Below are 24,837 nucleotides of genomic sequence, written 5' to 3' on the forward strand. Positions count from 1 at the left end.
AGGGGACCGCGGCGGTCGCGCTAGGAGAGCATTGCGATGACCACACCCCCGATCATCGAATTACGGGGTATCGACAAGAGTTTCGGCGCCGTCCAGGTGCTGCACGATGTCGCCTTCAGCGCGCACGCGGGCGAGGTGACGGCTCTGGTCGGTGACAACGGCGCGGGTAAGTCGACGCTGGTGAAATGTATCGGCGGCACCCACCCCATCGACGCGGGCGAGTTCCGGTTCGAAGGCGCACCGGTACAGGTGCACAGTCCCCGTGACGCCGCCGCGCTCGGCATCGAGATCGTGTACCAGGACCTGGCGCTGTGCGACAACCTCGACATCGTGCAGAACATGTTCCTCGGCCGGGAACGCCGCCGCGGCCTGGTGCTCGACGAGTACGGCATGGAGGAGCTGGCCGGAAAGACGTTGGCGGGATTGTCGGTTCGCACCGTGAAATCGGTGCGGCAGCAGGTGTCCAGCCTGTCCGGCGGGCAACGGCAGACCGTCGCGATCGCCAAGGCCGTGCTGTGGAACAGCAAGGTGGTGATCCTGGACGAGCCGACCGCCGCGCTCGGGGTCGCACAGACCCAGCAGGTGCTCGAACTCGTGCGCACCCTGGCCGACCGCGGGCTGGCCGTGGTGCTCATCTCGCACAATATGAACGACGTCTTCGCGGTCTCGGACCGGATCGCGGCGCTCTATCTCGGCCGGATGGCCGCCCAGGTCCGCACCACCGATGTCACCCACGCCCAGATCGTCGAGCTGATCACCGCCGGGCGCAGCGGTGAGCTCGGCATCACCGCGGGCGGAGCGGGCCGATGAGCCGCGAGCGCGCCGTGCTGGCGCCGCTCACCGAGCTGGCCACCGGATATCTGGGGCGGGTGCGCGGCGGCGACATGGGCGCGCTGCCGTCGGTGATCGCCCTGGTGGTGCTGTCGGTGATCTTCTCCGTCGCCCGCCCGGTCTTCCTGACCCAGGCCAACTTCGCCAATCTGTTCACCCAGGGCGCGGCGATCGCGGTCATCGCGATGGGCCTGATCTTCGTGCTGCTGCTCGGCGAGATCGACCTCTCGGCCGGGTTCACCAGCGGCGTCTGCGCGGCGGTGCTGGCCGTGCTGCTGACCGACAAGGGCTGGCCCTGGTACGCGGCGGTGGCGGTGTCACTGCTGACCGGCGTGGCGATCGGGCTGATCATCGGCGTGATCGTGGTGCGGATCGGGATTCCGTCGTTCGTGGTCACGCTCGCGGCGTTCCTGGCGCTACAGGGTGTGGCGTTGAAGATCATGGACAACGGGCGCAATATCTCGATCGCCGATCCGACCATCGTGGCGATCGCCAACAAGAACGTGCCGCCGCTGCTGGGCTGGCTCATGTACGCGGTGCTGCTGGCCGGGTTCGCGCTGGTCCAGTTCCGGAAGCTGCGGGCGCGTACGAAACTCGGGCTGACGGGGGAGACGCTGCCGGTGGTGCTGCTGCGGATCGCGGCGGTGGCGCTGGTCCTCGGTGTGGTGGTGGGTGTGCTCAACGACGAGCGCAGCCGCAACCCGGCGCTGAACTCGTTGCAGGGCATGCCGATCGTGGTGCCGCTGATCGCCGCGCTGCTGCTGCTGTGGACGTTCGTGCTGCGCCGCACGGCGTTCGGCCGCCACATCTACGCGGTCGGCGGCAATGCCGAGGCCGCACGCCGGGCGGGTATCGCCGTGGACCGCATCAAGATCGCGGCCTTCGTGCTGTGCTCGACCATGGCGGCTGTCGGCGGGCTGATCGCGGCGTCGCGGGCCAACTCCGTCGACCCGAATACCGGCGGCAGCGATGTGCTGCTCACCGCGGTGGGCGCGGCCGTCATCGGCGGCACCAGCCTGTTCGGCGGCCGCGGCCGCATGTTGGACGCGGTGCTGGGCGCCGCGGTGGTCGCGGTGATCAACAACGGGATGGGGCTGATGGGCTTCAGCGCGGGCACCAAATTCGTTGTGACAGGATTCGTGCTGCTGTTGGCCGCGGGCGTCGACGCGCTGTCGCGCAAACGGGCGCACGCCCGGAGTTAGCCGGCGAGACACCACGATCGGGACAGAGACGGAGAGGGGGACACTCGGCATGCGAGCGGCCCCGACGCCGGAGGAGATCCGGCGGCGCAACCTCGCGGTCCTGCTGCGCCACATCCATCGCGGCGGCCCCATGTCGCGAGCGGTGCTGGCCGAGCGAATGGGCTTGAACCGCAGCACGATTCTGGCGCTGACCGCCGATCTGGCGGCCGCCGGTCTGGTCAGCGAGGAGCTGCCCGGCCAGACCGGCCGGGCCGGGCGGCCGTCGCTGGTCGTGCGGCCCAGCGAGCAGGTCTATGTGGTGGCCCTCGACGTCGGCGCCGACCGGCTGGCCGCGGGCCGGGTCGGGCTCGGCGGCGCCGTGCTCGACCGCACCGAAACACCGCGCACCAGCCGGGCTTTCGACCCGGACGAGGTGATCGGCGCGCTGGCGGCCATGGCGCGCACCATGATCGATGGCGCGGGCCCGCAGTCCCGCTGTGCCGGAGTCGGTGTCGCGTTCTGCGGAATGGTGCGCGAATCCGACGGGGTGGTGCGCTACGGGCCGAATATCGGCTGGGTGGACGTCCCGATCGGCGCGCTGCTGTCCGCGGAACTGGGGTTGACCGTCGCGGTCGGCAACAACGCCAATCTCGGTGCGCTCGCCGAACGTGAGCGTGGGGTCGGCGTCGATGTCGCCGATCTGATCTATCTGCACGGCGATGTCGGCATCGGCGGCGGAATCATCATGGGCGGCAATCTGATCGGTGGCGAGGGCGGCTACGGCGGCGAGGTCGGGCACATGATCGTGAATCCGGGCGGGCGGCCGTGCGCCTGCGGATCGCGCGGCTGCCTGGAGGCCGAAGCCGGGGAGCTGGCGCTGATCGCCGCGGCCGGGCGGACCGATCCGCCGGGCCGGGCGGTGGTCGAGGCCATCGTGGACGCCGCCGCGCGCGGTGACATTCGCGCCCGCGACGCCCTGCACCAGGTGGGGGACCGGCTCGGCTACGGCGTCGCCAATCTGGTCAATATCTTCAATCCGTCGGTGGTGGTGTTCGGCGGCGTCCTGCGTGAGGTCTATCTGGCCTCCGCCGCGCAGGTGCGCAGCCGGCTCGCCGTCGACGGGCTGCTCGCGCTGCGCGAACGCGTCCGCCTGCGCACCTCGGCGCTGGCCGCCGAGGCCACTCTGCTCGGCGCCGCCGAGCTGGCCTTCACCGAGTTGCTGACCGACCCGCTCGGCACCCCGGTCTAGCGGCGCTCCCGGATCGGGTCGGCGCCGGGCTCGGCCCGAGCCCGGCTGCGCCGGGCCATGAGCGCACCGGCCCCCAGGGCCATCGGCGCTATCGCCACCCCGTACACCCCGGCGGGCACCGCCATGCGCACGCTGTCGAGCAGACTGATCGCGATGGTCATGGCCAGCGTGCTGTTGTGGATGCCGACCTCCATGGAGCAGGCGATGGCCTGCGCGTGCCGCACACCCGCCACCAGTGGTACCCAGTAGCCGATGGCGAGGCTGGCGACGGCGAAGATCAGCATGACCGCCCCGACCTGGAGCGCGTAGTCGACGATATTGGCCCGCTCGGCGAACAGCGCCGCCAGCGTGACCAGCGCCAGGAATGCGATCGATCCGATCCGCACCGGACGGTCCATCGCCCGCGCGAATCCCGGTGCCCACCGCCGGGTCAGCATGCCCGCGAGCACCGGAATCAGCACGATCAGGAATACCTGGAGCACCTTGCCGAACTGGAGGCCGAGCCCGCCCGCGCCGTCGGGCGCGAAGTGCGTCAGCGCGAAATTGGTGACCAGCGGCAGCGTGACCACCGCGAGCACCGAGTTCACCGCCGTCAGTGTGACGTTCAGGGCGACGTCGCCGCGGAAGAGATGACTGAGCAGATTGGCCGTGGCGCCGCCGGGCGAGGCGGCGAGCAGCATCACCCCGACCGCGAGCGGCGGCGCCAGATCCAGCAGCGCCACCAGGCCGAACGCGATGAGCGGCAGCACCACGATCTGACAGCCCAGGGCGACGGTGACGGCCTTCGGATAGCTGACGACGCGGGCGAAATCCGCGACCGTCAGCGCCAGGCCGAGGCCGAACATGATGAACGCCAGCGCGATCGGCAGCGCGACGGTGACGGGCCAGCCATCCATGGGGTCACCTCATCGGGTCGATCGTGCCAACCACAGTATCGGGCGCATCGTCCGTTACCGGAATTCACACGAATATGGCTGTACCAGAACGTGTTTCATGCAAAGAATCACCACCAAGATCAGCGGACCGGACGATACACTTCATTTGCAGGCCAGTTCTCCTCTGTAATACCGAACTGGTTCGCGGCAGGAAACGCAAGACCGGGAGACTGTGGTCTCCCCCGGGCAGCAACCGGAGGTGCAAGATGATCGACAACACGTACGCAGGCGCGGGAGACACCGCCGATCCTCACCAGCACCCGACCGGCAATCGCATGTGGACGGTGTCGGCCGTCGTCGTCCGCGACGAAGATTCCCGGCCGTGGAGCGGAGTGGTCGCCGCCGCCCAGCTCGGTGACGCGGCCGAGCAACTATGCGAGTACCTACCCGAACCCAAGGACGAGGGCGATTACTACCTGGTCGCCCAACAGGTTCCGCTCGTCGGCCGCGGACAGCGCGCGGCCGCCATGCCGCGCCCCACCTGGGTCAGCCCGATCCGCCGTGACGACACCGGCGCGAAGACCTACGGCCGCTGGATCGTCGCCGACACCCTGCCGGGTTTCCGCGGTCCCGGGCAGCGCAGCGCGAACTAGCTCGCCCGATTCCGGTGCTCCGCCACATGGACCCGGGTGGAGCATCGGGTCGTGCAGAAGCGCCGCCGGCCATTGCGCGAGGTGTCCACGAACACCGCTGCGCATCCATCGCGCGCGCAGCGCCCGATCCGTTCCGGTGCCGCGCAGAACAATTCCGCGAGCCCCATCGCCGTGTACGCCTTGACGCGTTGCACCGTGGGCCGATCGATCCGCGAGAAGTGCAGGTGCGGCGCGCGCCCGTCGTGCGTCGAGATGTAGGGCTCACTGGCGGTCTCGGCCAGCAGTTCGTTGAGCAGCGCCACCGACGGCGCGTCGAACACCGCGCCGAGCCGATCGATCCACCGGCGCAGCTCCGCGACCTGCGCCGGGTCCAGTGATCCGAGGGGTTTGTAGTCCGCCTCGTCCAGCAGGTGCTGTAGGTCGGTCTCGGCCGTCGAATTCACCAGCCGGACGGCCAGTTCCGCCGCCGCGCCGCCGTAAGGGTTGAAATGCACTGAACCATTACACCACGCTGTCTGCATGACCACCCCGTGCCCCACCTGCGCTTGGCCCACCCCCACCCTCGTCTCCACCCACGGCACCACCCACTACCTGCGCTGCGTGTGCGGCCAATGGCTCATCCGCGAGCATCGGACCCTGGTGGCCGCTCCCGGCCCGAGCGACTTTCCACGGGCCGACCGGCATACCGCCGCCTAGCTGTGGCTGGCCTGATTGCCGCCACCGGCGGACTTGTCGCGATACATGGCGGTGTCGACGGTGTGCATGAGTTCATCGATATCGCGGGGCTTCTCCGCGGCGAAGACCATGCCGATGCTGGCGCCGACCGTCACCGGATGACCGGCCACCTCGATCGGGGCGGCCAGGGCCACACGGATGCGCCGGGCGATGGCGGAGAGCTGATGCTCGCCTTCACAGCGATCGACCAGGACGATGAATTCGTCGCCGCCGATCCGGGCCGCGAGACCGCCGACCGGTTCGACCGCCGCCCGCAGCCGGTGCGCCACATCGCGCAGGACACGATCGCCGACGGTGTGGCCCCACTGGTCGTTGATCTCCTTGAACCCGTCCAGGTCCAGATAGCAGACCCCCAGCGGGGCGACCGCGTTGGTGAGCCGGTCGAAGAACAGCACGCGATTCGGCAGGCCGGTGAGATTGTCGTGGTTGGCGTCGTGCCAGAGCTGATTCGCCAGCTGCTTGCGCTCGGTGACATCGACGGCGACACCGATCAGGAACCGGACCCGTCCACCGGCGTCGCGCACCGCCGACATCGACAGGTCGATATAGGCGAAACCGCCATCCGGTCGCACATGTTCGGTTTCCAGCCGGAACCGTTCGATTCGCCCGGCCAGCATCTGCTGCATCTGATCGAAGGCGTAGCCGATATTGTCCGGGCCGAGCAGATTGGCCACCGACCGTCCGGGCATGAGATCGGCAGGCAGACCCAGCATTTCGGCGAATGCCCGGTTGACATCGATCACCCGGCCCATGGTGTCGAGGGTGCCGATCCCGACCGACGCGCCTTCGAACACGGCCTGGAATCTGGCCTCCGAGAGCTGTCGGCGCGCCTCGGCCTCCTGTGCCGCGGCCAGTGCCGCCGCCAGCGTGGTCTCCTGTTCGCCCAGCGCCGCGCTGCGTAGCGCGGCGGTGAATCCGGCCGCGAATTCGGCGGCGATCGTGATCGAGCGGTCCCGGACCCGTTCGTAGCCGGGTGCGCCGGGGTCGGGGCAGATCTCGGCGACCATGTCACGGCAGATCACATCGATGGATCGGCTCACCGCGACCGGGTCGCGATAGTTCGCGGCGACGAGCACCTCGGCCGCGTCGAAGGCGACTCGGGGGCTGGCCTGTTCGCGCAGGGTGGCCAGCAGGACCTCGGCCAGGTCGGCGAGCAGTGCTTCGATCTGGGCGCGGGTGAGGGTGGGGGCGACGACGCCGTCGAGCGCGTCGGCCCAGCGCACCGCCAGCTCACCCAACCCGCTCACCGTTCCCGTCGTCCCGGCGGAGTCTCCGTCATCGCGGTGACCTCACCGTCTTCACGCCGCGCCGGCCAGGTCAGATCTTCCGGCCGACGCCCGCCAAACCGAGCGAGCGCCCTGGCGCCTCGTGCTGATCGCGTTCGGACTCCGGCCGCCACGCCGGCAGCTCGACCACCCCGGGTTCGACCAGGTCCCACCCGTCGAACATAGTCTCGATGCCCGCACGATCGCGGAAGTGGATGCCGATTCGGGTCTGATTCGCCGCGTTCTGGCCCAGCTGGGCGGCGTCCTCGGGCCGCAGCTCCGAGGTCAGGTGCGAGATGGCGGCGAAGCTGCCGACCGGGACCGCGGTGCGCAGCGCGGCGACCATGTCGGCGGGCCGGTCGGCGTCGGCGAGCAGATGCAGCACGGCCACCAGCAGCAGGCCGACCGGCTGTTCGAAGTCGATCAGGCCGACCGCGCGTACCGCGTCGAGTAGGGCGTCGGGTTTGCGCAGGTCGGCTTCGGTGGCGGTGGCCTGGTCGTTGCCCAGCAGGATGGCGTTGGCGTGCGCGACGGCCACCGGATCGATATCGACGTAGTGCACCCGGATCGCGGGGTCGATGCTCTGCGCGACCTCGTGCACATTGCCCGCGGTGGGAATGCCGGATCCGATATCGAGGAACTGTTTGATCCCGGCGTCGGCCATGAATCGTACGGCCCGCCGCAGGAACGCCCGGTTGCTCAGGGCGACGCGCGGCAGGTCGGGGACCAGCTGTTTGCCCATCTCGGCGCCCTGGCGGTCGACCTCGAAGTTGTGTGAGCCGCCGAGCAGCGCGTCGTACATTCGCGCCGGGCTCGCCTGCTGCATATCCACGCCCTCGGGCGCCCACGCTGGCCTATCCATTCGCACAACCCCTTGACCTCGACCGCTGACCTCGAAAGGCGATGTCCGCATAGTAATCCGCCCGGTGAATCCCGGTGCACCGCAGAAGATCACGATTGCGCTCGTGGCGATGTCGTGGATACTTAGCGGAAAGCAATAGATGCAGACATTCGCATGCGTGCACTTTGAGCTAGGCTGTCGGGTGCACGCCGGACACACGAAACGAGGGCACTGGGTTATGGGTGGAGATCACTGTGGGGTGGAGCAGCCGGAGGCGAGCGCCGTCCGCGCGTCGGCGCCGTCCCATGATCACAGCAAAGGCCCTGATCACGGGCACAGTCACGATCACGGCGTGTCCGCCGACTCGGATCGGCGCTGGCTCGGCATCGCACTCGCGCTGATCGCGTCGTTCATGGCCGTCGAGGTGATCGTCGGCCTCGTGGCCCAGTCGCTGGCCCTGATCACCGATGCCGCGCACATGCTCACCGATGCCGCCTCGATCGTGCTCGCGCTGATCGCGATCCGGCTATCCAGGCGCCCCGCGGGCGGCAAGTACACCTACGGCTACAAGCGCGCGGAGATCCTGTCGGCCCAGGTCAACGGCATTACGCTGCTGCTGCTCGCGGCGTGGTTCGTCTACGAGGGCATCCATCGGCTGATCGAACCGCCGGATGTCGCCGGGCCGCTGGTGCTGATCACGGCGCTGTTCGGCATCGTGGTGAACATCCTCGCCGCCTGGTGCATCAGCAAGGCCAACCGCACCAGTCTCAATGTCGAAGGCGCGTTCCAGCACATCCTCAACGATCTCTACGCGTTCATCGGGACCGCGATCGCGGGCGCGGTGGTCTGGCTGGCCGGCTGGCCGCGCGCCGACGCCATCGCCGCTCTGGTCGTGGCCGCGCTCATGCTGAAGGCCGGCTGGGGGCTGGTGCGCGAATCCGGCCGGATCTTCCTCGAGGCCGCTCCGGCCGACCTCGATCCCGACGCCATCGGCACCCGGCTGGTCGGCATCCCGTTCGTCGCCGAGGTGCACGATCTGCACGTCTGGCTGATCACCTCGGGTCAGCCGTCGCTGTCCGCCCACGTCCTGGTCGACGCGGGGACGGACTGTCACGCGGTGCGCTCGACGATCGAGACGGTGCTGCACGACGAATTCGGGCTCGAGCACACCACGCTCCAGGTCGATCACTGTGCCGCCGCGGATCTGCACTGTGCCGACGCGCACGGGCCGGTGCACCGCTCCGGTTAGCCCACGCGCGCGCCGATCGCGGGCAGCCGCTCGATCATGTCGATCGCGTAGTCCCCGAGCAGCGCGATCAGGGTCGGGCGGTCCACCGCGAGGTGTCCGTCGATCCAGGCCAGGACGAGTTCAGCGGCGCCGCCGGTGATCAGCTGGGCGACGGTGGCCACCGCGATGTCCTGTCCCTCGGGCAGCTCGAGCACCAGGCGGGTCTGTTCGACGATCACCTCCGCCACCCGGTGCATGCCCGCGAAGCGGGTGCGCATGAGCGCCTCGTTGCCGTACGCCTGGGCGAAGACGAGCCGGGCGCGGCGCGGGTCGTCGGTGAGATCGGTGATCAGCGCGGCCACGCCGGCGCGGATCCGGTCGGCGGGTGTGCCGTGCATGTCGGCGACGGCTGCGCGGGCTCTCGCCAGGGTCGAATCCTGGATCTCGACAAGCAGTTCCGAGGTGAGGCGGTCCAGATCCGAGAAGGCCTCGTAGAAGAACCGCGGACCGACCCGCGCCTGTTCGCAGAGCCCGCGCACCGTGAGCGCGGTCAGCCCCTGGGTGCCGATGATGTCGAGGGCGGCGTCGAGCAGGCGTCGGCGCCGGTCCGCACGGCGCTCCTCGGTGGAGGTGCCGCGGTAGGTGCCGGTGAATGCTCTGGTCACCCTGCCCAGCTTGGCACGGAAGAAGTTGGGAAACAAACGTTTACGGAAATGGTTGTTTCCGATATGGTCGAGTGACCCGCATCACATGAAGAGGTCGATCATGAGCCTGCTCGCGCCGCCGACGATCACCGCCGTTTCCGGCACCGTGCGCCAGGCCAGGGCGCTGGCCGCGGGGCAGGTGCAACGAGTCGGCGCCCGGCTCGCCGAACGCTATCCGGCCCGGGCGCGCGCACTGGCCGCACCGCCGCCCGGCAGCGGCCTGCGGCCGATCATGGGCGACTACGGCCCGCCCGGCATCGGCTACACGCTGAACACCCTGGCCGACCCGATCCCCTTCGCCCGCAAGCGTTTCGAGCGGTACGGCCCGATCCAATGGTTCGGCGTGCTCGGCCGGGCGACGGTCTCGGTCGGCAGCCCGGCGGCCCTCGAGGCGGTACTGCTGGACCGGGACAAGGTGTTCTCGGCGGAGCGCGGCTGGGAATTCCTGATCGGGCCCTTCTTCCACGGCGGCCTGCTGCTGCGTGACTTCGACGAGCATCTGTTCCACCGGCGGATCATGCAGCAGGCGTTCACCCGGCCCCGGCTGATCGGCTACCTGGAGCTGACCACGCCGTGTATCGCCCGGGGCGTCGCCGCCTGGGAGCCGAGCCGAAGCTTCCACGCCTACCGTGCGATCAAGCACCTGCTGCTCGAACAGGCCACCGAGGTCTTCGCCGGCGCCCGGCTCGGGCCGGAGGGCACCCGGCTGGCGCACGCCTTCGAGGACGCGGTCGCGGGCGGCAAAGCCCTTGTCCGCGCGAATATTCCGGGCGGTGTGTGGGCGCGCGGCCTGCGCGGACGGCGGCTGCTCGCCGAGTACTTCCGGCGCGAGCTGCCCGCCAAGCGCGCGGGCGCGGGTACCGATCTGTTCAGCGTGCTCAGTCGCGCCACCACCGAGGACGGCCACACCTTCACCGACGACGAGGTGGTCGAGCACATGATCTTCGTGATGATGGCCGCGCACGACACCAGCACCATCGCCGCCGCCATGCTGATCTACGAGCTCGGGCGCCGCCCGGAGTGGCAAGACCGGTTACGCGCCGAATCCCTTGCGCTGGGCAAGGATTCGCTGGACTACGACGACCTGGATCGGCTGCCGTCACTGGACCTGGCCTTCCGTGAGGTGCTCCGGCTGTACGCGCCGGTCGCGCAGCAGGCCCGCGAGACCATTGCCGACACCGATCTGCTCGGCTACTACCTGCCGGCGGGCACACTGGTGATGTGCAGCCCCTACGCCATGATGCACACGGACGAATACTGGCCGGACGCACACGTTTTCGACCCGGAGCGCTTCGCCCCCGACCGCCGCGAGGACCGATCGCACCGCTTCGCGTGGGCCCCGTTCGGCGGTGGCGCGCACAAGTGCATCGGCCTCTACTTCGGCGGGATGACGGTGAAAGCCGTGCTGCACCAGGTGCTCCTGCGCTACCGCTGGACCGTACCCGCGGACTATCGGGTGCCCCTGGTGGCGGGCACCGGGCCGACTCCGGCGGACGGACTGCCGATTCGACTGGAGCGCCGGTGAGAATCGCGGTCGATCGGTCACGCTGCGAAGGGCACGGCATGTGTGAAGCGCTCGCGCCCTTGCTGTTCCAGGTGGGCGACGACGGCATCACGGTGCCCGCGACGGCGGAGGTCGGCGCGGGCGATCGGCAGCTGCTCGATCTCGTGGTCGACAGCTGCCCGACCCGGGCGCTGCGGTTCGAGTAGGAATTTCACTCGCGCACGAGGCTTTCGCGCGCAAATGAAGGGCAATCGACGCCGTCTCCGATAGCGTGAGCTGGTGCGACGCGGCACCGGTCGACTAGAACTGATCACGGCTTTCCTGACGGCCGTGATCGGCGGACTGGCGCTCACCACGCCACTCGCCCTCGCCTGGGCCGAGGGCACCTCCACCTTGCAGATGGAATTGCTGGGTTTCAACATGCCCCGCGCCTCCGCGATCGGCTGTGTCGCGGCGGTGATGGTGGCGGTCTTCGCCAGCACCGCGAACTCGGCCACCGTGGCCTGGTGGGTGGCCGCGACCGGAACCGTGATCCTGCTGGTGAATCATCTGCTCGGGAGTTTCTCCACCACGCTGGCTCCGCTGACCACCCTCAACTACGTCGACTCGCTGGCGGGCGGTGTGCTGATGGGCGGCGTGGCGGCGGTGGTGGCTCCTGTTCTACTGCCCACAGTCGTGTTCGTTCTCGGCGCGCTGTTCAGCATCGCGCTGGGCGATGTCAGCGTCTCCGCGACCGATTACGGCGATCCGGCCTGGCATTCGCCGATCTACGGGTTCATCGTCGGCTCGCCGCCGCTGTGGCTGATCGGGCCCGCCGCGATCCTGGTGGTGCTGTGCGCGTTGCGGGGCAGACGCGAGCGTGCCGAGGACGATTCGGCCGAGCTGCCGTTGCTGCCCATCGTGGCCGCGCTGGTGACCATGTCGGTGCCGCTGCTCGGCTCGGAGTGGCTGGCCCGCAACGGCAGCACCTTCGGCGAGATCTTCCTGGTGGCGGCGGCGACCGTGGTCGCGGCCACGGTCGCGGCGCTGCTACTGCCGGGCCGGGACGGGCTGCTGCTGATCCAGACCGTGGCGCTCTCCGCGGTGGGCGGGGCGATCGTGTTCACCGCCGAGACGAACTGGTTGATCCCGCTGCTGTTCGTGGCCTGTGTGAGCGGGTTGTGGCTGGGTGCGCGATGGTCGCTGCCGCCGCTGGGCATGGCCGTGACGCTGCTGCTGGCGTGGGTGGCGGTTCTGCTCGGTGATTCGCAGGGCGCGGTGCTGGCCGCCGCCGGTATCGCGCTGGCGGCGGTGACGGGCTATTGCTTCACCGCGGCGCTGCCGGTGCAGGGTTCGAGTCTCATGCTGTGCATCGCCACCCTGTTCGTACCCGGGCTGGTGGTCGCGATGCGCGGGCGGGTCTTCCGGGAGGGCGGCCGCCCGCCGATCTACACCGAGCCGAGTCTGCTCACCGATGTCACGCCCGGGGTGGCCGCGCTGCTGGTCAGCCTCGGCTGCGCGGTCGCCTTCCTGCTGGTTCGCCGACTACGTCCGGTCGGCTGATCAGCGGAACGGGATACGCGAGCCAGTGGCGGGCGGGATCACCCGCAGCACGATCCGAGCGCCGTCGAGTCCGACGATGTGCACGATATTGCCCAGTTCGAAGCGTCGCGGCACCAGTTGCACGGCGCGGTCGTCCAGCTCGAGCGTGCGCGGCGCGCCCAGGACCCAGCCGTGCGGGTTGTAGGCGACGCGCCAGGGCAGACCCAACTGAGGCTGCAATGCTGTCAACAACAGGGGTAGTTCGGTGGACAGGTGCCGGGTACGTGGCCACCACACCCCGTCTATCCCGCCGAACCGGGGCGGGGTCGGGGTGAACTTGACCTGCGCGGTGTTGACCGACGGCAGATGTTGACGGCCGCAGAGCAGCCGCAGGTGGTTTGGCGCCATGTGACGGCTCCTTTTCCGACGGAATCCACCCTACACGCGTCCTGCCTGGGCGTTCGTGGGCCTGGTTGCCCGATCAGGGTTTGTTCCCGGCCGAGGGTGGGTAGCCTTAGGGCGTTGCCCTCAGCCGCGATGGCGGCGTACGGCGGAGATCGCGAGGCAGCCATGTCCTGGTCGATTCCACATTCCCATATTCCCCGGTCCCCTATTTCCTCCTATGTCGGCCCGCAGCACGTCCACGGTTGGCCGCGGGTACGGTCGCTGCTCCGAATCCTGTTCGACGGCACCGAGATTCGGCAGCGTCAGGTGCCATTCGGTGGATACGTGCAGCCCGCGCCGCGCGGCCGGGACAACACGTGAGCGCCCGCTAGAACAGCGTCATCGGTTCGCTCGGTTCGGGTTCGGGCAGCGGATCCAGCTCCGGCAGCCGAGCCCGGACCGCCGCGTGGAAGCGGCGGGCCAGCGGCAGGGAGCCGACATTGTCCGGGGTGTGCAGGAAAACGGTGGGGGAGCGGCCCGCGCGCAGCCAGTCGACGACGATGTCCAGCCACGGCTGCCAGCCTGCGATGGTGCGCTCGTCGTCATCCCGGCCGTGGTAACGCAGGATCGGAAACTCGGTGAGCGCCACCGTTCTTCGCGGCAGGCGCGGCTTCTTCGACCGCGCCTCCGCCTCGGCGGAGCTCTGCGCGGCACCCTCGAAAAGCGTTGTGGTGTCGAAGAGCACCCATTCCGCGCCGACCCGGCCGAGCACGTATTCCAGTTGACGTGCGGCGCGTTCGTCGGTGAAGAAGGCCGGATGGCGCACCTCGACGGCCGCCCGCCCGGGCAACAGCCGCAGGAAACCGGCCAGCGCGCCGAGTTCGTTCGGCCCGAACGAGGCGGGCAGCTGCACCCACCAGGCGTGCACCCGCGGCCCGAGCGGTGCCAGGGCGGTGAGGAACTCCCGCAGCGGAGCCTCGGCGTCGAGCAGGCGGCGGTCGTGGCTGATCGGTTTGGGCAGCTTCATCACGAACCGGAAATCCGGGTCGGTCTGCTCCGCCCAGGAGCGCGCGGTGGCCTGCGACGGTGTCGCGTAGAAGGTCGTATTCCCTTCCACCGCTGTGCAATTGCTCGCATAGACCCGCAGCGCCGAACTCGCGGGCAACTGCCCCTCCTGCCACGCCGCGTGTCTCCACATCGCACATCCCACGTGAAGCCGCATTCCGAAACGCTATCGCGACGGTTGGTCCCCGCGGCATCGCCCGGTGTAACTTCGGTATGTGTGTACCCGGGTACCGCCCGGATCTGACCCGAGAAGTTCCGCTGGACGATGTCGGAAGCGAGGGTGCGATGAGTCAACGAGCGGGGCGCCTCGGCGCGGTCTGCGCCGCGGTCGCGATCAGCGCGGCCACAGGCGGCGCGGCGCAAGCCGACACCGACGCGCCGATGGTGGGCGGCGGGTCGGGCATCATCATCGACAACCGGGCGCAGTGCACCCTGACCACCGTCGGACACGACCACGCGGGTCGCCTGCTCGGCCTGACCGCCGGGCACTGCGGTGCCCTCGGCGCCCAGGTCGTGGCCGAGGCGAACCCGGGTTTCGGCGTGGTCGGCCGCTTCGTCCACTCCGATCCGGTGCTGGACTACGCGCTGATCGAATTCCCGCCGGACCGGATCCGGCCGGTCGCGCGAATCGGTGACACCACGATCACCGGGCTCGGCGGGCCCGCGCAGTTCCCCGCGGTGGTGTGCAAGAAGGGGCGTACCACGGGCACCAGTTGCGGTGTGGTGTGGGGGAATCTACGCGCGGCCCACCACGAGACCTGGACTCAGCTCTGCGTGCTCGAAGGCGATTCGGGCGCGCCGGTGATGGCCGGGTCGACACTGGTCGGCATGGTGAACGCCTACTTGGCGATCGGCTGTTTCGGCCCGGAGGTGGGCACCAATATGGCAGCCATCAGCGCCGATCTGGACGCGCGCGGCGATCTCGGCGCCGGGTTCCGGCCGATCGCCTAGTCCTGCTCGGGCGCGGGCCGTCCGCGCTTCCAGTCACCGTAGGGTTCGTCGCGTTCGCGCACCGCCTCGCGGAAACCCGCTGTGGCCGCGCGCAGTTGGAAGGCATAGCCCTCGCGGGTGTGCCGGGAGACGCCGTCGAAGACGGTGCTGATCATGCCGGAGTTCTGCACGCCCTGGGCCAGCAGCGCGCTGTTGAGCGCGAGTTTGGCCATGATCAGCTGGTTGACCGGCATCCGTGCGATGCGCTCCAGCAGGGCCTCGGTGCGCGCGTCGAGTTCGTCGGCGGGCGGCGCCGCCACCGCCAGCCCCCATTCCTCGGCCTGCTTGCCGGTCAGGCAGTCGCCGGTGAACAGCAGGCGTTTGGCGCGCTGGTCGCCGAGACGGTGCGCCCACATGCCCGCGGCGGGAATGCCCCAGACCCGGGTGGGCGGGTAGCCGATCTTGGTGTCGTCGGCGCAGATGATCTGGTCGGCGTAGAGCGCGATATCGGTGCCGCCCGCGACCGCGAATCCATGCAGCTTCGCCACGGTCGGCTTGTTCGCGTGCAGCAGGCTGGCGAAGCCGCGGTTGAAGCGGCTCATCATGGCGTAGTCGACCATGGGATCCCAGGTGCCCCAGGGGTTGTGGTTGGCGGCCTGGACGCCGGGGTCCAGGACGGTGCCCGCGGTGTCGTGGGTGCCGGCGCCGAGATCGAAGCTGTTCTCGGCGAAGATGGACAGGTCGTAGCCGCCGCAGAAGCCTTTGCCGCGTCCCGAGACCACCATGACGTGCACGCGCGGGTCAAGGTCGGCGCGCTCGACGGCGTGCGCGAGCTCGATCGGTGTGTCGCTGGTGATGGCATTGCCGTGCACGGGGCGGTTGAAGGTGATGCGCGCGATCCGGCCGTCGACCTCGTAGGTGAGGGTCCGGTAGCTCGTCTCGTCCGCGGGCAGCGCCCGCCCGGCCAGTGGGGCGTCCGGGCCTTCGGTGAGGCCCTCGTACCAGGCGGCGGGACGGGTGCCGGAATGCTTCTCGGGATCCATGTGATCCATCGTATTACTTACTTCTATCGAATGATCATGGATTGTAATGGCGGGTCAGGAGACGAAGCGCTGTTCGGCGAAGCTGATGAACTCGGCGCGGAAGCCTTCGTACTCGGCGCGCAGGCGGGGGCCGGGCCAGGTCGCGGGCAAGAGCGATTCCGGGAGCAGCGGGTCGTCCAGAATGTGGCGGACCGCCGCCGCGGCCACCTCGAACCGATCGGCCATGGTGTGCGCGGCGCCGAAGGCGCGCAGCAGGCGCTCGGCATCGCGAGCCCAAAGCTTCGGGGCGAACAGGGATTCCGCGAGCTTGGCGGGCGCGGTGTGCGGTTCGGCGGTGAACCGCACGATGCGGCGGGTGGCGTCGCGACCCAGCGCGATGGCGATATTGTCCGGCCGGGTCCACACCCCCTCTCGGAGTTCGGCCAGCTTGCTGGCGCGCATGGCGTCACGGAACGCGACGCGGGCGCTGGCCTCGTCGCCGACGGCGGTGACCACGGCCATGTACCACCGGCCGTCCCAATCCTGTTGCACCGGGCGCAGGGCGGCGTCCTGGCGGCGCTGCCGCTCGATCAATCGGCGCGAGAGCTTGTACACGCCGTTGGTGCGCTCCAGGTCCCCGGCGGCCACCATCCGGGTCAGCGCCACCCGGGTCGCGGACTGCTGTAACCCCAGCTCCTCGGCGACCAGGACGATGGAACTCACCGGCGCCTGCGCCGGATGTGCCCCGAGCAGTGCGCTCAGAATCGCCGAGCGGGCAGTCAGCTTCCGCACACGCATCGCCACTGTCGTCCACCTCGTCCGAGATCGCCGGGAATCGGCCAGCCGGAAATTCTACAGAGCTGCGCTGATGCCGATCGGTGCGGCGGCCCGGAAATATGCGGGCGCGTTGCTGGCCCCAGCCGCTGCGCGGCGTCCCCGCGCCGTCCGACCCGCCGATTCGGACGTGGTCGGCATATGGCACGCTGAGCCGCGTCGTTTTCCTTGCTGCCCAGGGGCTTTCGATCAGTAATCATTTCACTTCCGATTCGCGGGGAGGGTCCGCAATACACGGCCGCCGCGCTGGTGCTGTCCACCGCCGTACACCGTGTGTCGCCGCGCGCCACGCCGAGTTTGGCGTGCCATTGGCTAATCAACGGTTTCGTAGTCGGCGGCCATCGACTATGAATGCTTGGGTGCCGAACCCAACCGCGACTACGAGTCTCCCCCCGAGCGGGGGGCCCAGGTGACCATCGAGCATCCCATCGAGGACGAGGTGACGCAGCTGGCAAGACGGGTCGAGCGGGCCCGCGGCCGACTCGCGTGGCAATTCGATCCGGCGCTCACCGAGGCGCTCTCCGAGGACGAGCTACACGCCGAACGGGAACTCGCCGAACGGATCCGCGAGCAGGATCGGGGCCAGCGCTGGAAGGAAGTCCAGGCTTTGGCGGCGGCCGCGGACCGCGCCAGGCAGACCACCGAGGCAATCGAAAAGGCCGATATGCGAGATCTCCTGGTCGCCCGCAAGGCAATCGCCGCGCAGCGGCGAGAGTCGAGCCCGCATGCCCGGCTGGCCTCGCTCTACCGGCATCGGTCCTGGTCGCTGCGTGCGCTGGCCGGCGTGGTGGGTGCGGGCATGCTGTGGTCGGCGGTCAATGTTCAGCACAACATCGCGCCGGGCGGGCCGAGTGATCCGCTGTTCTGGTTCAGCTACCTGCTGGAAGGCATGATCAGCGTCTGCCTGATCATCATCATGATCGGCACCAACAAGGTCTCCGAATGGGGCGTCGTCGACAGTCGCGGGCAGGTCGCCCTGGCCGAATTGGCGCTGCTGGGACTGACCGTCTGCCTCAACACCTACCCCTATCTGCGCGGCGGGGAATGGTACGAGGTCGCGGTGCACGCCATCGCCCCGGTGATGATCGGTGTCGCGCTACTCATCCACGACGCGGCGAGCGCGCGCTACGGGCTGGCCATCGCGCGCGCCACCGAACAGGTCCGGGATATGCCGGACCCGGCCGAGCGCATCCGGCGGCAACTGCCCACCATCGCGAATTACGCGCGCAGCGCTGCGCCGAAGCCGCTGGAGGAAGCCGAGATGCCCGCGGCCGAGCCGGAGGCGGAGCACGCCGAAACGGTCGAGGCCGAGGCCGAGGTCGTAGCCGAGGTCCAGACGCCGCCGGGGGTCAGCAACGGCAAGCGCAACGGCGCGGCGGCCGACGCCCCGGAGAAGCGCCCCGCGCCGGTCGATTCCGACAAGGTCACGGCAGCGCCGAAGCCCGAGCAGCCGGTCGCGGTCAAGACCAACGGCCGTCCCGCCGCCGAGAAGCGGGCCGTCCCGGTCGAAATCGAACCGCACCTGGTTACCCGGGTGACCTCGCCGCAGCCGGTGGCCAAGAGTGCCGCCGAGCCGCCTGTCGCCAAGGCCCCGATGCGCAAGACCGAGACGGCCGAGCCGGAGGTGGTCAAGCCGGCGTCCGTCAAACCTGTTCCGGTCAAGCCGGTTCCGGTCAAGCCGGTTCCGGTGAAAGCGGAGCCTGTCGCGGTGCCCGAGCGCAAGGCGCCGGCCAAGCCGGTGGCCGGCGAAAAGGCAAGCACCACAGAGCCGGATCCGCTGTACGACACCGGTCAGTTCCGGGTCGCCGACATTCTCGAGCAGGAGCTCGCCGAGCTCCAGGCCGAGCGGCGCAAGGCGCGTACCAGCAAGCAGCGGGCAGCCACGCGCTGACCCGTCCGGCACCGCGACACCCCGTCCCCCGTGGCCCGAATCCGGCCGTGGGGGAGGGGTGTCGACGCGCACCCGAGGCTCGATCTCTATAGTTGCCGGGAGATCGCTTGTGGCGCATGACCTGCCGATGACAGCAGGCGCGCGATGTTCGAGATGTACCGCAGGACTTTGCTTTACCAGTGCCTACCGGCGGTGTTCGCGACGCCCTCCGTGGTTACGCTGCGCTACCGCCTCCGGGCGCTGAGCTCACACCGCAGACCCTTTCCGGATGGTCGACCAGAGCTGAGGCCCCACCACCATGACGAACTCGACCCCCGCCGCGCTGTCGCACCGGCAGATCCTGACCATCCTGTCGGGTCTGTTGCTGGGCATCTTCCTGGCCGCGCTGGACCAGAACATCGTCAGTGTGGCGATCGTGCCGATCGCCAACGACCTGCACGGATTCGACGAGCAGGCCTGGGCAACCACCGCATACCTGATCACCGCGACGGTCAGCACCCCGCTGTACGGGAAGCTGGCCGATATCTACGGCCGGAAACCGTGCTACCTCATCGCGATCGGCCTGTTCATCATCGGCTCCGTGGCCTGCACCTTCGCGACCTCCATGTACGGGCTCGCGGCCTTCCGCGCGTTCCAGGGGCTGGGCGCGGGTGGGCTGATGTCGCTGGCGTTCACCATTCTCAGCGATATCGTCCCGGCTCGGGAAAGGGTGCGTTACCAGGGCTATTTCATGGTGGTCTTCGGTTCCTCGACCGTGCTGGGCCCGGTGCTCGGCGGGTTCTTCTCCGGCTACGCGGAGTTGGCGAAGCTCGACGGCTGGCGCTGGGTCTTCCTGGTGAACGTGCCGATCGGCATTCTCGCCTTCCTGGTGGTGGCGAGATTCCTGAATGTGCCGCACCAGCGGCAAAAACAGCGGATCGACTGGTTCGGAGCGCTCACGCTGACGGTCGGCGTGGTGCCGCTGCTGATCATCGCCGAGCAGGGCCGGGAGTGGGGGTGGCAGTCCGAGCGTGCCCTGATCTGCTACGGCGTCGCCGCCTCGGGCGTACTGCTGTTCATCATCGTGGAACTGCTGATGGGAGACGCCGCGCTGATCCCGATGCGGCTCTTCGACAACTCCACCTTCAGCGTGTCAATCCTCGGCGGCTTCATCGTCGGTGTCGCCATGTTCGGCGCGATCGTGCTGGTGCCGTTGTATTTCCAGGTGGTGCGCGGCTATTCGCCGACCAAGTCGGGCCTGCTCATGCTGCCGCTGGTGGTCGGGATCATGGTCGGCGCGCAGATCTCGGGGATGGTCACCCAGCGCACCGGTAGATACAAGATGCTGCCGGTGGCGGGGTGTCTGCTCATCACCGTCGGTGCGGTGCTGCACGCGCAGGTGGAGTTCGACAGCCCGCTGTGGCAGCCGCTGGTCTGCGGGGGCGTGATCGGCGCGGGGCTCGGCTTCTGTATGCAGACCCTGATCATCGCCGCGCAGAACGCCGGCCCGCGCCAGGACATGGGGGTGTCCACCGCCGCGGCGACCTTCTTCCGGCAGATGGGCGGCACGCTGGGCGTCGCCATCTTCCTCACCATCCTGTTCAATCTGCTGCCGAACAAGATCATCGATGCCTTCGGCGGCCAGCTGCCCCCGGGCTTCGACGCCGGGCAGTTGGGCGGTATCACCAGCGATGCCAGCGGCATCGCGAATCTGTCTCCCGAGTTCCGGGTGCCGGTGCTGGCCGGTTTCACCGACGCCATGAACGGTGTGTTCTACACCGCCGCCGGGGTGGCGCTGCTGGCCGGACTGATCTTGCTGTTCATGAAAGAGCTTCCGCTACAGGATGATCCGATCGCGCCGGGCGGCGAGGTCGAAGGCGTGGGCGCGCCGCGCGGCGAAGCCGAACTCGACTGGGTTCCGGCGCGGAGCATGCCGGAGCCGGAGCCGGTGCTCGAAGTCACCGCGCCGCTGGAGGTTCCCGACGACGAGGAAGAGGACGAGGACGTGGAGAGCGTTGTCGCCGCGACGGAGTCGGGGGACCCCTCGCTCACCGGCCGGATTCGCCACGAGGACGGCAGACCCGTGCCGGATGCGGCGCTCACTCTCATCGACAAGCGCGGACAGCAGGTCACCCGCGCCACCGGCGACAGTTACGGCGACTACGCCGTCTACGCGCCCGAACCCGGGACCTACGTCCTGATCGTCTCGGCCGCCGGGCATCAGCCCACCGCGATCAGCGTGGTCGCCGGACCGTGGCCGCAGCAACTCGATCTCACCCTGATGGGATCGAGCGAGGTCTCGGGTGTGGTCCGCTCGGTGCTCAGCGGCAATCCGATCGACGGCGCGACGATCACGCTCACCGACCGGCGCGGCGAAGTGGTCGGTGCGGCCCTGTCGACCGAGGACGGCCATTTCGTCTGCCACGACGTGGTTTCCGGTAGCTACACCCTGGTCGTGATCGCCGAGCACATGCGCCCGTACGCGGCCGCGCTGACCGTGCCGCCGAGTGGTCTGCTGCGGCATGACATCGATCTGGATCCGATGGCGGTGCTCGCGGGGATGGCTATCGCCGATGGGCGTGCGGTGCCCGATGTGCAGATCATGGTGCTGGATGTGGCGGGTGACCTGACGGCGACGGTACGCACCGACGCGGACGGGCAGTACGTGGTGCCGGATCTGCCGGAGGGCGAGTACACCGTGGTGGCGCGCGGGTATCCGCCGGTCACCAGCCGGGTTTCGGTGTCCGGCGGTGAGGTCGAGCACGATGTCCGGCTGGGGTACGGACGCGAAGTGGACGATGAGTTGTTCGAGCATGCCGACGCGACCGGGCATGCGCTGTAGCTATTCGATAACTGGCATGCTTTGCTATCCGTTGAAAACGGACAATCGAAGCTATAGTGCGGTAGCTGTGCATTAACCAGCGCCTGACCACTTCGCCAGCGAGGATGCCCATGTACACCTTGCTCTTCCTCTTGATCTCCCTATGCGTGCTGACGGTGCTGTGGACCGACCGCGTCGGCCGCGGCGCGCGCGCACTCTGGGTGGCCACCCTGATCGCCACCGTTGCCGCGTTCCTGCCGCAGCTGCTCGGTCACACATTCGGTCTCGAGTTCTGATGAGCGCACCGGCGCAGCGGCCCTTGATGACCGGCGATCCGCGCGTCACCGGCGGGCGGATCAGACCCGACGAGGTCATTCGCCCGGCCGTCGCGCCGCCGGCCGCGCCGGCGGTCCCCGACCCGCCCGAGTCCGGCTCCCGATTCGGCCTGATCTGTGCCCATCTCTTCGTGCTCGGCAGCTGCGGCGTCCTGGCGGTCGCGCTGTTCTACCAGTTCGTGCGAGGCGAGTACACCTGCCCGATGTGCCTGTTCCAGCGAATGTTCGTGCTGCTCAGCGCGATCGGACCCGGATACGTCATTGCCCGCTCGCACGGCGGCACGGTCACCGCGCGCGACTGGGCGCGGGGCTGGGGGTGGACCGTCCTCGCGGCCGGATGCGGCGCCGCGGTCGCGGCGACCCAGGTGCTCATGCACATCGTCCCGCCCGATCCCGGTTACGCCGCAACACTTTTCGGCCTGCACCTCTACACTTGGTCGCTGATCGCTTTCCTCGCGGCGGTTTTCGGCGCGGCGCTGCTGCTGTTCCTCACTCCGGCACAGACACTCGACGCCGCCGGAACCCGCGCAACGGCACGGATCACGCTCGGCCTGCTGCTCGCCTTCGCGCTGGCGAACCTGGCCGCGTGCTTCCTGATGGAAGGGCTGCACTGGGGCGTAACCATTTCCGCACTTCCCACGGTATAGGCATGTCATAGTTGGTCGATGTCGTGGCTTCGCAGCATGGGTGCTATCACGATCGCACTCACCGCCGCGGCGACGGTGGCCTGTGGCGGGTCCGGGGAACCGGCGCCACCCGCCGACCAGCCGACGCCCGGCGACCAATCCGTCACCTTCGAATCCGGTGGCAAGACAAGGTCTTACACGGTTCACGCGCCGCCGGGCTACGACGGCAAGACCGCGTTGCCGCTCGTGGTCGTCATGCACTACCGGCCCGGTACCGCCGCCGACGCCGCCCAAACCTCCGGTATGAACGCCAAAGCCGACCTGGAGAACTTCCTCGTCGTCTATCCGCAAGGGCTCAACGACGCCTACAACGCGCTGATCTGCTGCGGTACCGAGGACGATGTCGGATTCATCCGCGCGGTGGTCACCCGCATGCGCGAATACTGGAAGGCCGACCCGAAACGGGTGTACGCCACCGGGATTTCCAACGGCGCGGATATGTCGTTCAAGCTCGCCGTGGAGGCGCCGGGGCTCTTCGCCGCCATCGCGCCGGTCAGCGGCGGATTCACGGGCGATATCGCGCTGCGCGATCCCGCCTACAAACCGCGCACGCCGGTCTCGGTGATCACCTTCCTCGGCGGGAAGGACCGGGTCGCCGGTCAATTGGGCGCCGGCATCGACGCCTGGCAGCTGCGGCTCGGCTGCGCGGTCGCCCCGGTGCCACAGCAGATTCCGCTGCCACGCGGCATCACCCTGACCGCGGGCGCCTGCGCCGACGGCAGCGAGGTGCGGGTCTATCGGCTGCCCGAGATGGGACACGCCTGGCCCGGGACCGAGCGCGGCGGACTGGTCGACCCGAACGCGGGGCTGAACGCCACCGATCTGATGTGGGAATTCTTTCGGGCACACACCGGATGAGGTGGCACTCCGGGGCCGCGCACGGCACACTCGATGCTGTGTTTCGCAAACACCCTGGAGTGGTCGAGAACCGCGGAGCGACCCGGTGACCGCGCTGGCTCGCGGTGAGAACCGGCCCGCGCCGGGCGACCGCCTGACCGTCACCGTCAGCTGCACCGATCCCGTCGATGTCTCCGCGCTGCTGCTCGACGCAAACGGCCGGGTGCGTTCCGACGCCGACTTCGTGTTCTTCAATCAACCGGCCGGGCCGGGGGTCACCTACCGGCACGGCGGCGGCGGGCCCGACGTGGTCGAGGTGCAGACCTCCGCGCTGCCCGCCGACGTCGACAAGGTCGTGGTGACGGCCAGCCTGGACCGGCCCGGCACCTTCGCGGCCGCCGGGTCGCTGTTGGCCACCATCGGATCCCCCTCCGGCACATTGACTTTCCCGATGACGGGGCTAACCACCGAGACGGCGGTGGTCTGCGTCGAGATCTATCGGCGGGCCGGTGCGTGGAAGGTACGGGCGGTCGGGCAGGGGTACGACAACGGATTGGCCGGAATCGCTACGGCGTTCGGGGTGAACATCGACGATGAGCCCGCTCCCGCGCCTGCTGCCCCTCAGCCGCCGCCGGTGCAGCAACCGCCCGTCTATCAGCCGCCGCCCGCCTATCAGACGCCCGCCCACTCCGCCCCGCCGCAATTCCAGCAAGGAGCACTGCCGATGCAGAGCGATCTGTTCAACCCGAGTTTCGCCGAGGCCAACGGGCCCGGTATCCAGAAGCAGGGCGGCAAGATGATCAAGGTCGCCGTCGCCGGCGAGGTGATGGCGCGGGCCGGGTCGATGGTGGCCTACCAGGGTGATCTGCAATTCAAGGCGCTCGGCTCCGGCGGTATCGGCCGCGCTATCCAGCAGCGGCTGACCGGCGAGGGGGTGCCGCTGATGCGGGTCTCCGGGCACGGTGATCTGTTCCTGGCCAACGCCGCCGCCGATGTGCACACCGTCGACCTCGACGGTTCCGACGGGCTCACCATCAACGGCGCCAATGTGCTCGCCTTCGATTCCAGCCTGCGCTACGACGTGAAGATGGTGTCCGGTGCGGCCGGATACGCCAGCAACGCCGGGCTTTTCAACTGTGTGTTCACCGGGCGCGGCCGGATCGCGATCACCACCCACGGGTCGCCGGTGGTATTGCAGGTCGACCAGCCCACCTTCGCCGATCCGCAAGCGGCGGTCGCGTGGTCGTCCAGCCTCAATACCGGGATCAAACGCAATGATTCGTTCGGATTGGGCCGCTTGATCGGGCGCAGCACGGGAGAGGGGCTGACATTGTCGTTCGCCGGGCGCGGTTTCGTCATCGTGCAGCCCTCGGAACTGCCGCCGGGCGGCCTGATCGGCGGTACCGGCGGCGGTCAGCAGGCGGGCCAGTCCGGCGGAGCACTGGGTGGCCTGTTCGGCTGAAATG

At 69.0% G+C, this 24,837-nt stretch carries 26 protein-coding genes; 17 read left to right on the forward strand and 9 right to left on the reverse strand.

The features are described 5' to 3' along the window. Window positions 1–36 precede the first annotated feature (36 nt). From ACFVMC_RS27345 to ACFVMC_RS27355, 3 genes are read left to right on the forward strand one after another with little or no spacing between them, the layout of a single operon-like run. Window positions 37–810: an ATP-binding cassette domain-containing protein gene (locus ACFVMC_RS27345; protein ID WP_379214888.1), complete on the forward strand. Its 774-nt coding sequence runs from the start codon at window positions 37–39 to the stop codon at window positions 808–810. Continuing rightward, window positions 807–2,033, forward strand: coding sequence for a sugar ABC transporter permease (locus ACFVMC_RS27350; protein ID WP_379214890.1), 1,227 nt, complete (start codon window positions 807–809; stop codon window positions 2,031–2,033). Before ACFVMC_RS27345 ends, ACFVMC_RS27350 begins: the two co-directional genes overlap by 4 nt. A gap of 49 nt (window positions 2,034–2,082) precedes the next feature. Then, window positions 2,083–3,261 carry an ROK family protein gene (locus tag ACFVMC_RS27355; protein WP_379214892.1) on the forward strand — a complete coding sequence of 393 codons (1,179 nt, stop codon included), beginning with the start codon at window positions 2,083–2,085 and terminating at the stop codon, window positions 3,259–3,261. Here ACFVMC_RS27355 and ACFVMC_RS27360 read toward each other — a convergent pair. Continuing rightward, the gene (locus ACFVMC_RS27360) at window positions 3,258–4,157 is read right to left on the reverse strand and encodes a bile acid:sodium symporter family protein (RefSeq protein WP_379214893.1); all 900 of its coding nucleotides are present in this window, start codon (window positions 4,155–4,157) and stop codon (window positions 3,258–3,260) included. The genes ACFVMC_RS27355 and ACFVMC_RS27360 overlap by 4 nt on opposite strands. 245 nt (window positions 4,158–4,402) lie before the next feature. Between ACFVMC_RS27360 and ACFVMC_RS27365 the strand changes: the two genes are divergently transcribed. Continuing rightward, complete coding sequence (locus ACFVMC_RS27365; RefSeq protein ID WP_379214895.1) at window positions 4,403–4,789, forward strand: hypothetical protein; 387 nt, start codon at window positions 4,403–4,405, stop codon at window positions 4,787–4,789. On the opposite strand, the gene ACFVMC_RS27370 is transcribed toward ACFVMC_RS27365, so the two are convergent. Beyond that, entirely contained in the window at window positions 4,786–5,283 is a 498-nt protein-coding gene (locus ACFVMC_RS27370; protein WP_379214897.1) for a CGNR zinc finger domain-containing protein, read from the reverse strand. The two genes, ACFVMC_RS27365 and ACFVMC_RS27370, sit on opposite strands and share 4 nt — an antisense overlap. Window positions 5,284–5,308: 25 nt before the next feature. Between ACFVMC_RS27370 and ACFVMC_RS27375 the strand changes: the two genes are divergently transcribed. Beyond that, complete coding sequence (locus ACFVMC_RS27375) at window positions 5,309–5,485, forward strand: hypothetical protein (protein WP_379214899.1); 177 nt, start codon at window positions 5,309–5,311, stop codon at window positions 5,483–5,485. On the opposite strand, the gene ACFVMC_RS27380 is transcribed toward ACFVMC_RS27375, so the two are convergent. Both ACFVMC_RS27380 and ACFVMC_RS27385 read right to left on the reverse strand, forming a co-directional pair. Continuing rightward, complete coding sequence (locus ACFVMC_RS27380; RefSeq protein ID WP_379214901.1) at window positions 5,482–6,771, reverse strand: diguanylate cyclase domain-containing protein; 1,290 nt, start codon at window positions 6,769–6,771, stop codon at window positions 5,482–5,484. The two genes, ACFVMC_RS27375 and ACFVMC_RS27380, sit on opposite strands and share 4 nt — an antisense overlap. Before the next feature lie 70 nt (window positions 6,772–6,841). Further along, window positions 6,842–7,651 (reverse strand): SAM-dependent methyltransferase, encoded by an 810-nt coding sequence (locus tag ACFVMC_RS27385; protein ID WP_379214903.1) that lies wholly within the window; start codon window positions 7,649–7,651, stop codon window positions 6,842–6,844. Between the two features lie 331 nt (window positions 7,652–7,982). Between ACFVMC_RS27385 and ACFVMC_RS27390 the strand changes: the two genes are divergently transcribed. Beyond that, window positions 7,983–8,879, forward strand: coding sequence for a cation diffusion facilitator family transporter (locus tag ACFVMC_RS27390; protein WP_379214905.1), 897 nt, complete (start codon window positions 7,983–7,985; stop codon window positions 8,877–8,879). Here ACFVMC_RS27390 and ACFVMC_RS27395 read toward each other — a convergent pair. Further along, complete coding sequence (locus tag ACFVMC_RS27395) at window positions 8,876–9,523, reverse strand: TetR/AcrR family transcriptional regulator (RefSeq protein ID WP_379214907.1); 648 nt, start codon at window positions 9,521–9,523, stop codon at window positions 8,876–8,878. The two genes, ACFVMC_RS27390 and ACFVMC_RS27395, sit on opposite strands and share 4 nt — an antisense overlap. Before the next feature lie 85 nt (window positions 9,524–9,608). Between ACFVMC_RS27395 and ACFVMC_RS27400 the strand changes: the two genes are divergently transcribed. From ACFVMC_RS27400 to ACFVMC_RS27410, 3 genes are all read left to right on the forward strand, one after another. Further along, window positions 9,609–11,087 carry a cytochrome P450 gene (locus ACFVMC_RS27400; protein ID WP_379214909.1) on the forward strand — a complete coding sequence of 493 codons (1,479 nt, stop codon included), beginning with the start codon at window positions 9,609–9,611 and terminating at the stop codon, window positions 11,085–11,087. Next, complete coding sequence (locus tag ACFVMC_RS27405) at window positions 11,084–11,272, forward strand: ferredoxin (protein ID WP_379214911.1); 189 nt, start codon at window positions 11,084–11,086, stop codon at window positions 11,270–11,272. Before ACFVMC_RS27400 ends, ACFVMC_RS27405 begins: the two co-directional genes overlap by 4 nt. A gap of 73 nt (window positions 11,273–11,345) precedes the next feature. Further along, window positions 11,346–12,608: a hypothetical protein gene (locus ACFVMC_RS27410; protein WP_379214913.1), complete on the forward strand. Its 1,263-nt coding sequence runs from the start codon at window positions 11,346–11,348 to the stop codon at window positions 12,606–12,608. On the opposite strand, the gene ACFVMC_RS27415 is transcribed toward ACFVMC_RS27410, so the two are convergent. Continuing rightward, entirely contained in the window at window positions 12,609–12,995 is a 387-nt protein-coding gene (locus tag ACFVMC_RS27415; RefSeq protein WP_379214915.1) for a DUF5994 family protein, read from the reverse strand. Between the two features lie 114 nt (window positions 12,996–13,109). Here ACFVMC_RS27415 and ACFVMC_RS27420 point away from each other — a divergent pair, with 114 nt between their 5' ends. Then, the gene (locus tag ACFVMC_RS27420; protein ID WP_379214917.1) at window positions 13,110–13,352 is read left to right on the forward strand and encodes a hypothetical protein; all 243 of its coding nucleotides are present in this window, start codon (window positions 13,110–13,112) and stop codon (window positions 13,350–13,352) included. Between the two features lie 7 nt (window positions 13,353–13,359). Here ACFVMC_RS27420 and ACFVMC_RS27425 read toward each other — a convergent pair whose 3' ends face one another. Continuing rightward, a complete protein-coding gene (locus ACFVMC_RS27425; RefSeq protein WP_379214918.1) occupies window positions 13,360–14,169 on the reverse strand; it encodes a DUF72 domain-containing protein in 810 nt (269 codons plus the stop codon). 152 nt (window positions 14,170–14,321) lie between these two features. Between ACFVMC_RS27425 and ACFVMC_RS27430 the strand changes: the two genes are divergently transcribed. Further along, window positions 14,322–14,987: a S1 family peptidase gene (locus tag ACFVMC_RS27430; protein WP_379214920.1), complete on the forward strand. Its 666-nt coding sequence runs from the start codon at window positions 14,322–14,324 to the stop codon at window positions 14,985–14,987. On the opposite strand, the gene ACFVMC_RS27435 is transcribed toward ACFVMC_RS27430, so the two are convergent. Continuing rightward, window positions 14,984–16,009, reverse strand: coding sequence for a crotonase/enoyl-CoA hydratase family protein (locus ACFVMC_RS27435; protein ID WP_379214922.1), 1,026 nt, complete (start codon window positions 16,007–16,009; stop codon window positions 14,984–14,986). The two genes, ACFVMC_RS27430 and ACFVMC_RS27435, sit on opposite strands and share 4 nt — an antisense overlap. A gap of 54 nt (window positions 16,010–16,063) precedes the next feature. Continuing rightward, window positions 16,064–16,786 carry a PaaX family transcriptional regulator C-terminal domain-containing protein gene (locus ACFVMC_RS27440; protein ID WP_379214924.1) on the reverse strand — a complete coding sequence of 241 codons (723 nt, stop codon included), beginning with the start codon at window positions 16,784–16,786 and terminating at the stop codon, window positions 16,064–16,066. A 391-nt stretch (window positions 16,787–17,177) separates the two neighbouring features. On the opposite strand from ACFVMC_RS27440, the gene ACFVMC_RS27445 reads away from it, so the two are divergent. From ACFVMC_RS27445 to ACFVMC_RS27470, 6 genes are all read left to right on the forward strand, one after another. Further along, a complete protein-coding gene (locus ACFVMC_RS27445) occupies window positions 17,178–18,713 on the forward strand; it encodes a hypothetical protein (protein ID WP_379214926.1) in 1,536 nt (511 codons plus the stop codon). Window positions 18,714–19,011: 298 nt separating this feature from the next. Next, window positions 19,012–21,534 (forward strand): MFS transporter, encoded by a 2,523-nt coding sequence (locus ACFVMC_RS27450; RefSeq protein ID WP_379214927.1) that lies wholly within the window; start codon window positions 19,012–19,014, stop codon window positions 21,532–21,534. A gap of 110 nt (window positions 21,535–21,644) precedes the next feature. Further along, window positions 21,645–21,809 (forward strand): hypothetical protein, encoded by a 165-nt coding sequence (locus tag ACFVMC_RS27455; protein ID WP_379214929.1) that lies wholly within the window; start codon window positions 21,645–21,647, stop codon window positions 21,807–21,809. Further along, complete coding sequence (locus tag ACFVMC_RS27460) at window positions 21,809–22,495, forward strand: disulfide bond formation protein B (protein WP_379214931.1); 687 nt, start codon at window positions 21,809–21,811, stop codon at window positions 22,493–22,495. Before ACFVMC_RS27455 ends, ACFVMC_RS27460 begins: the two co-directional genes overlap by 1 nt. Before the next feature lie 36 nt (window positions 22,496–22,531). After that, a complete protein-coding gene (locus ACFVMC_RS27465) occupies window positions 22,532–23,392 on the forward strand; it encodes an alpha/beta hydrolase family esterase (protein WP_379214932.1) in 861 nt (286 codons plus the stop codon). Between the two features lie 85 nt (window positions 23,393–23,477). After that, window positions 23,478–24,833: an AIM24 family protein gene (locus ACFVMC_RS27470; protein ID WP_379214934.1), complete on the forward strand. Its 1,356-nt coding sequence runs from the start codon at window positions 23,478–23,480 to the stop codon at window positions 24,831–24,833. Window positions 24,834–24,837 lie beyond the last annotated feature (4 nt).

The sequence above is a fragment of the Nocardia sp. NPDC127579 genome (assembly GCF_042672005.1).
In the GTDB taxonomy this organism is placed as follows: Bacteria; Actinomycetota; Actinomycetes; order Mycobacteriales; family Mycobacteriaceae; genus Nocardia.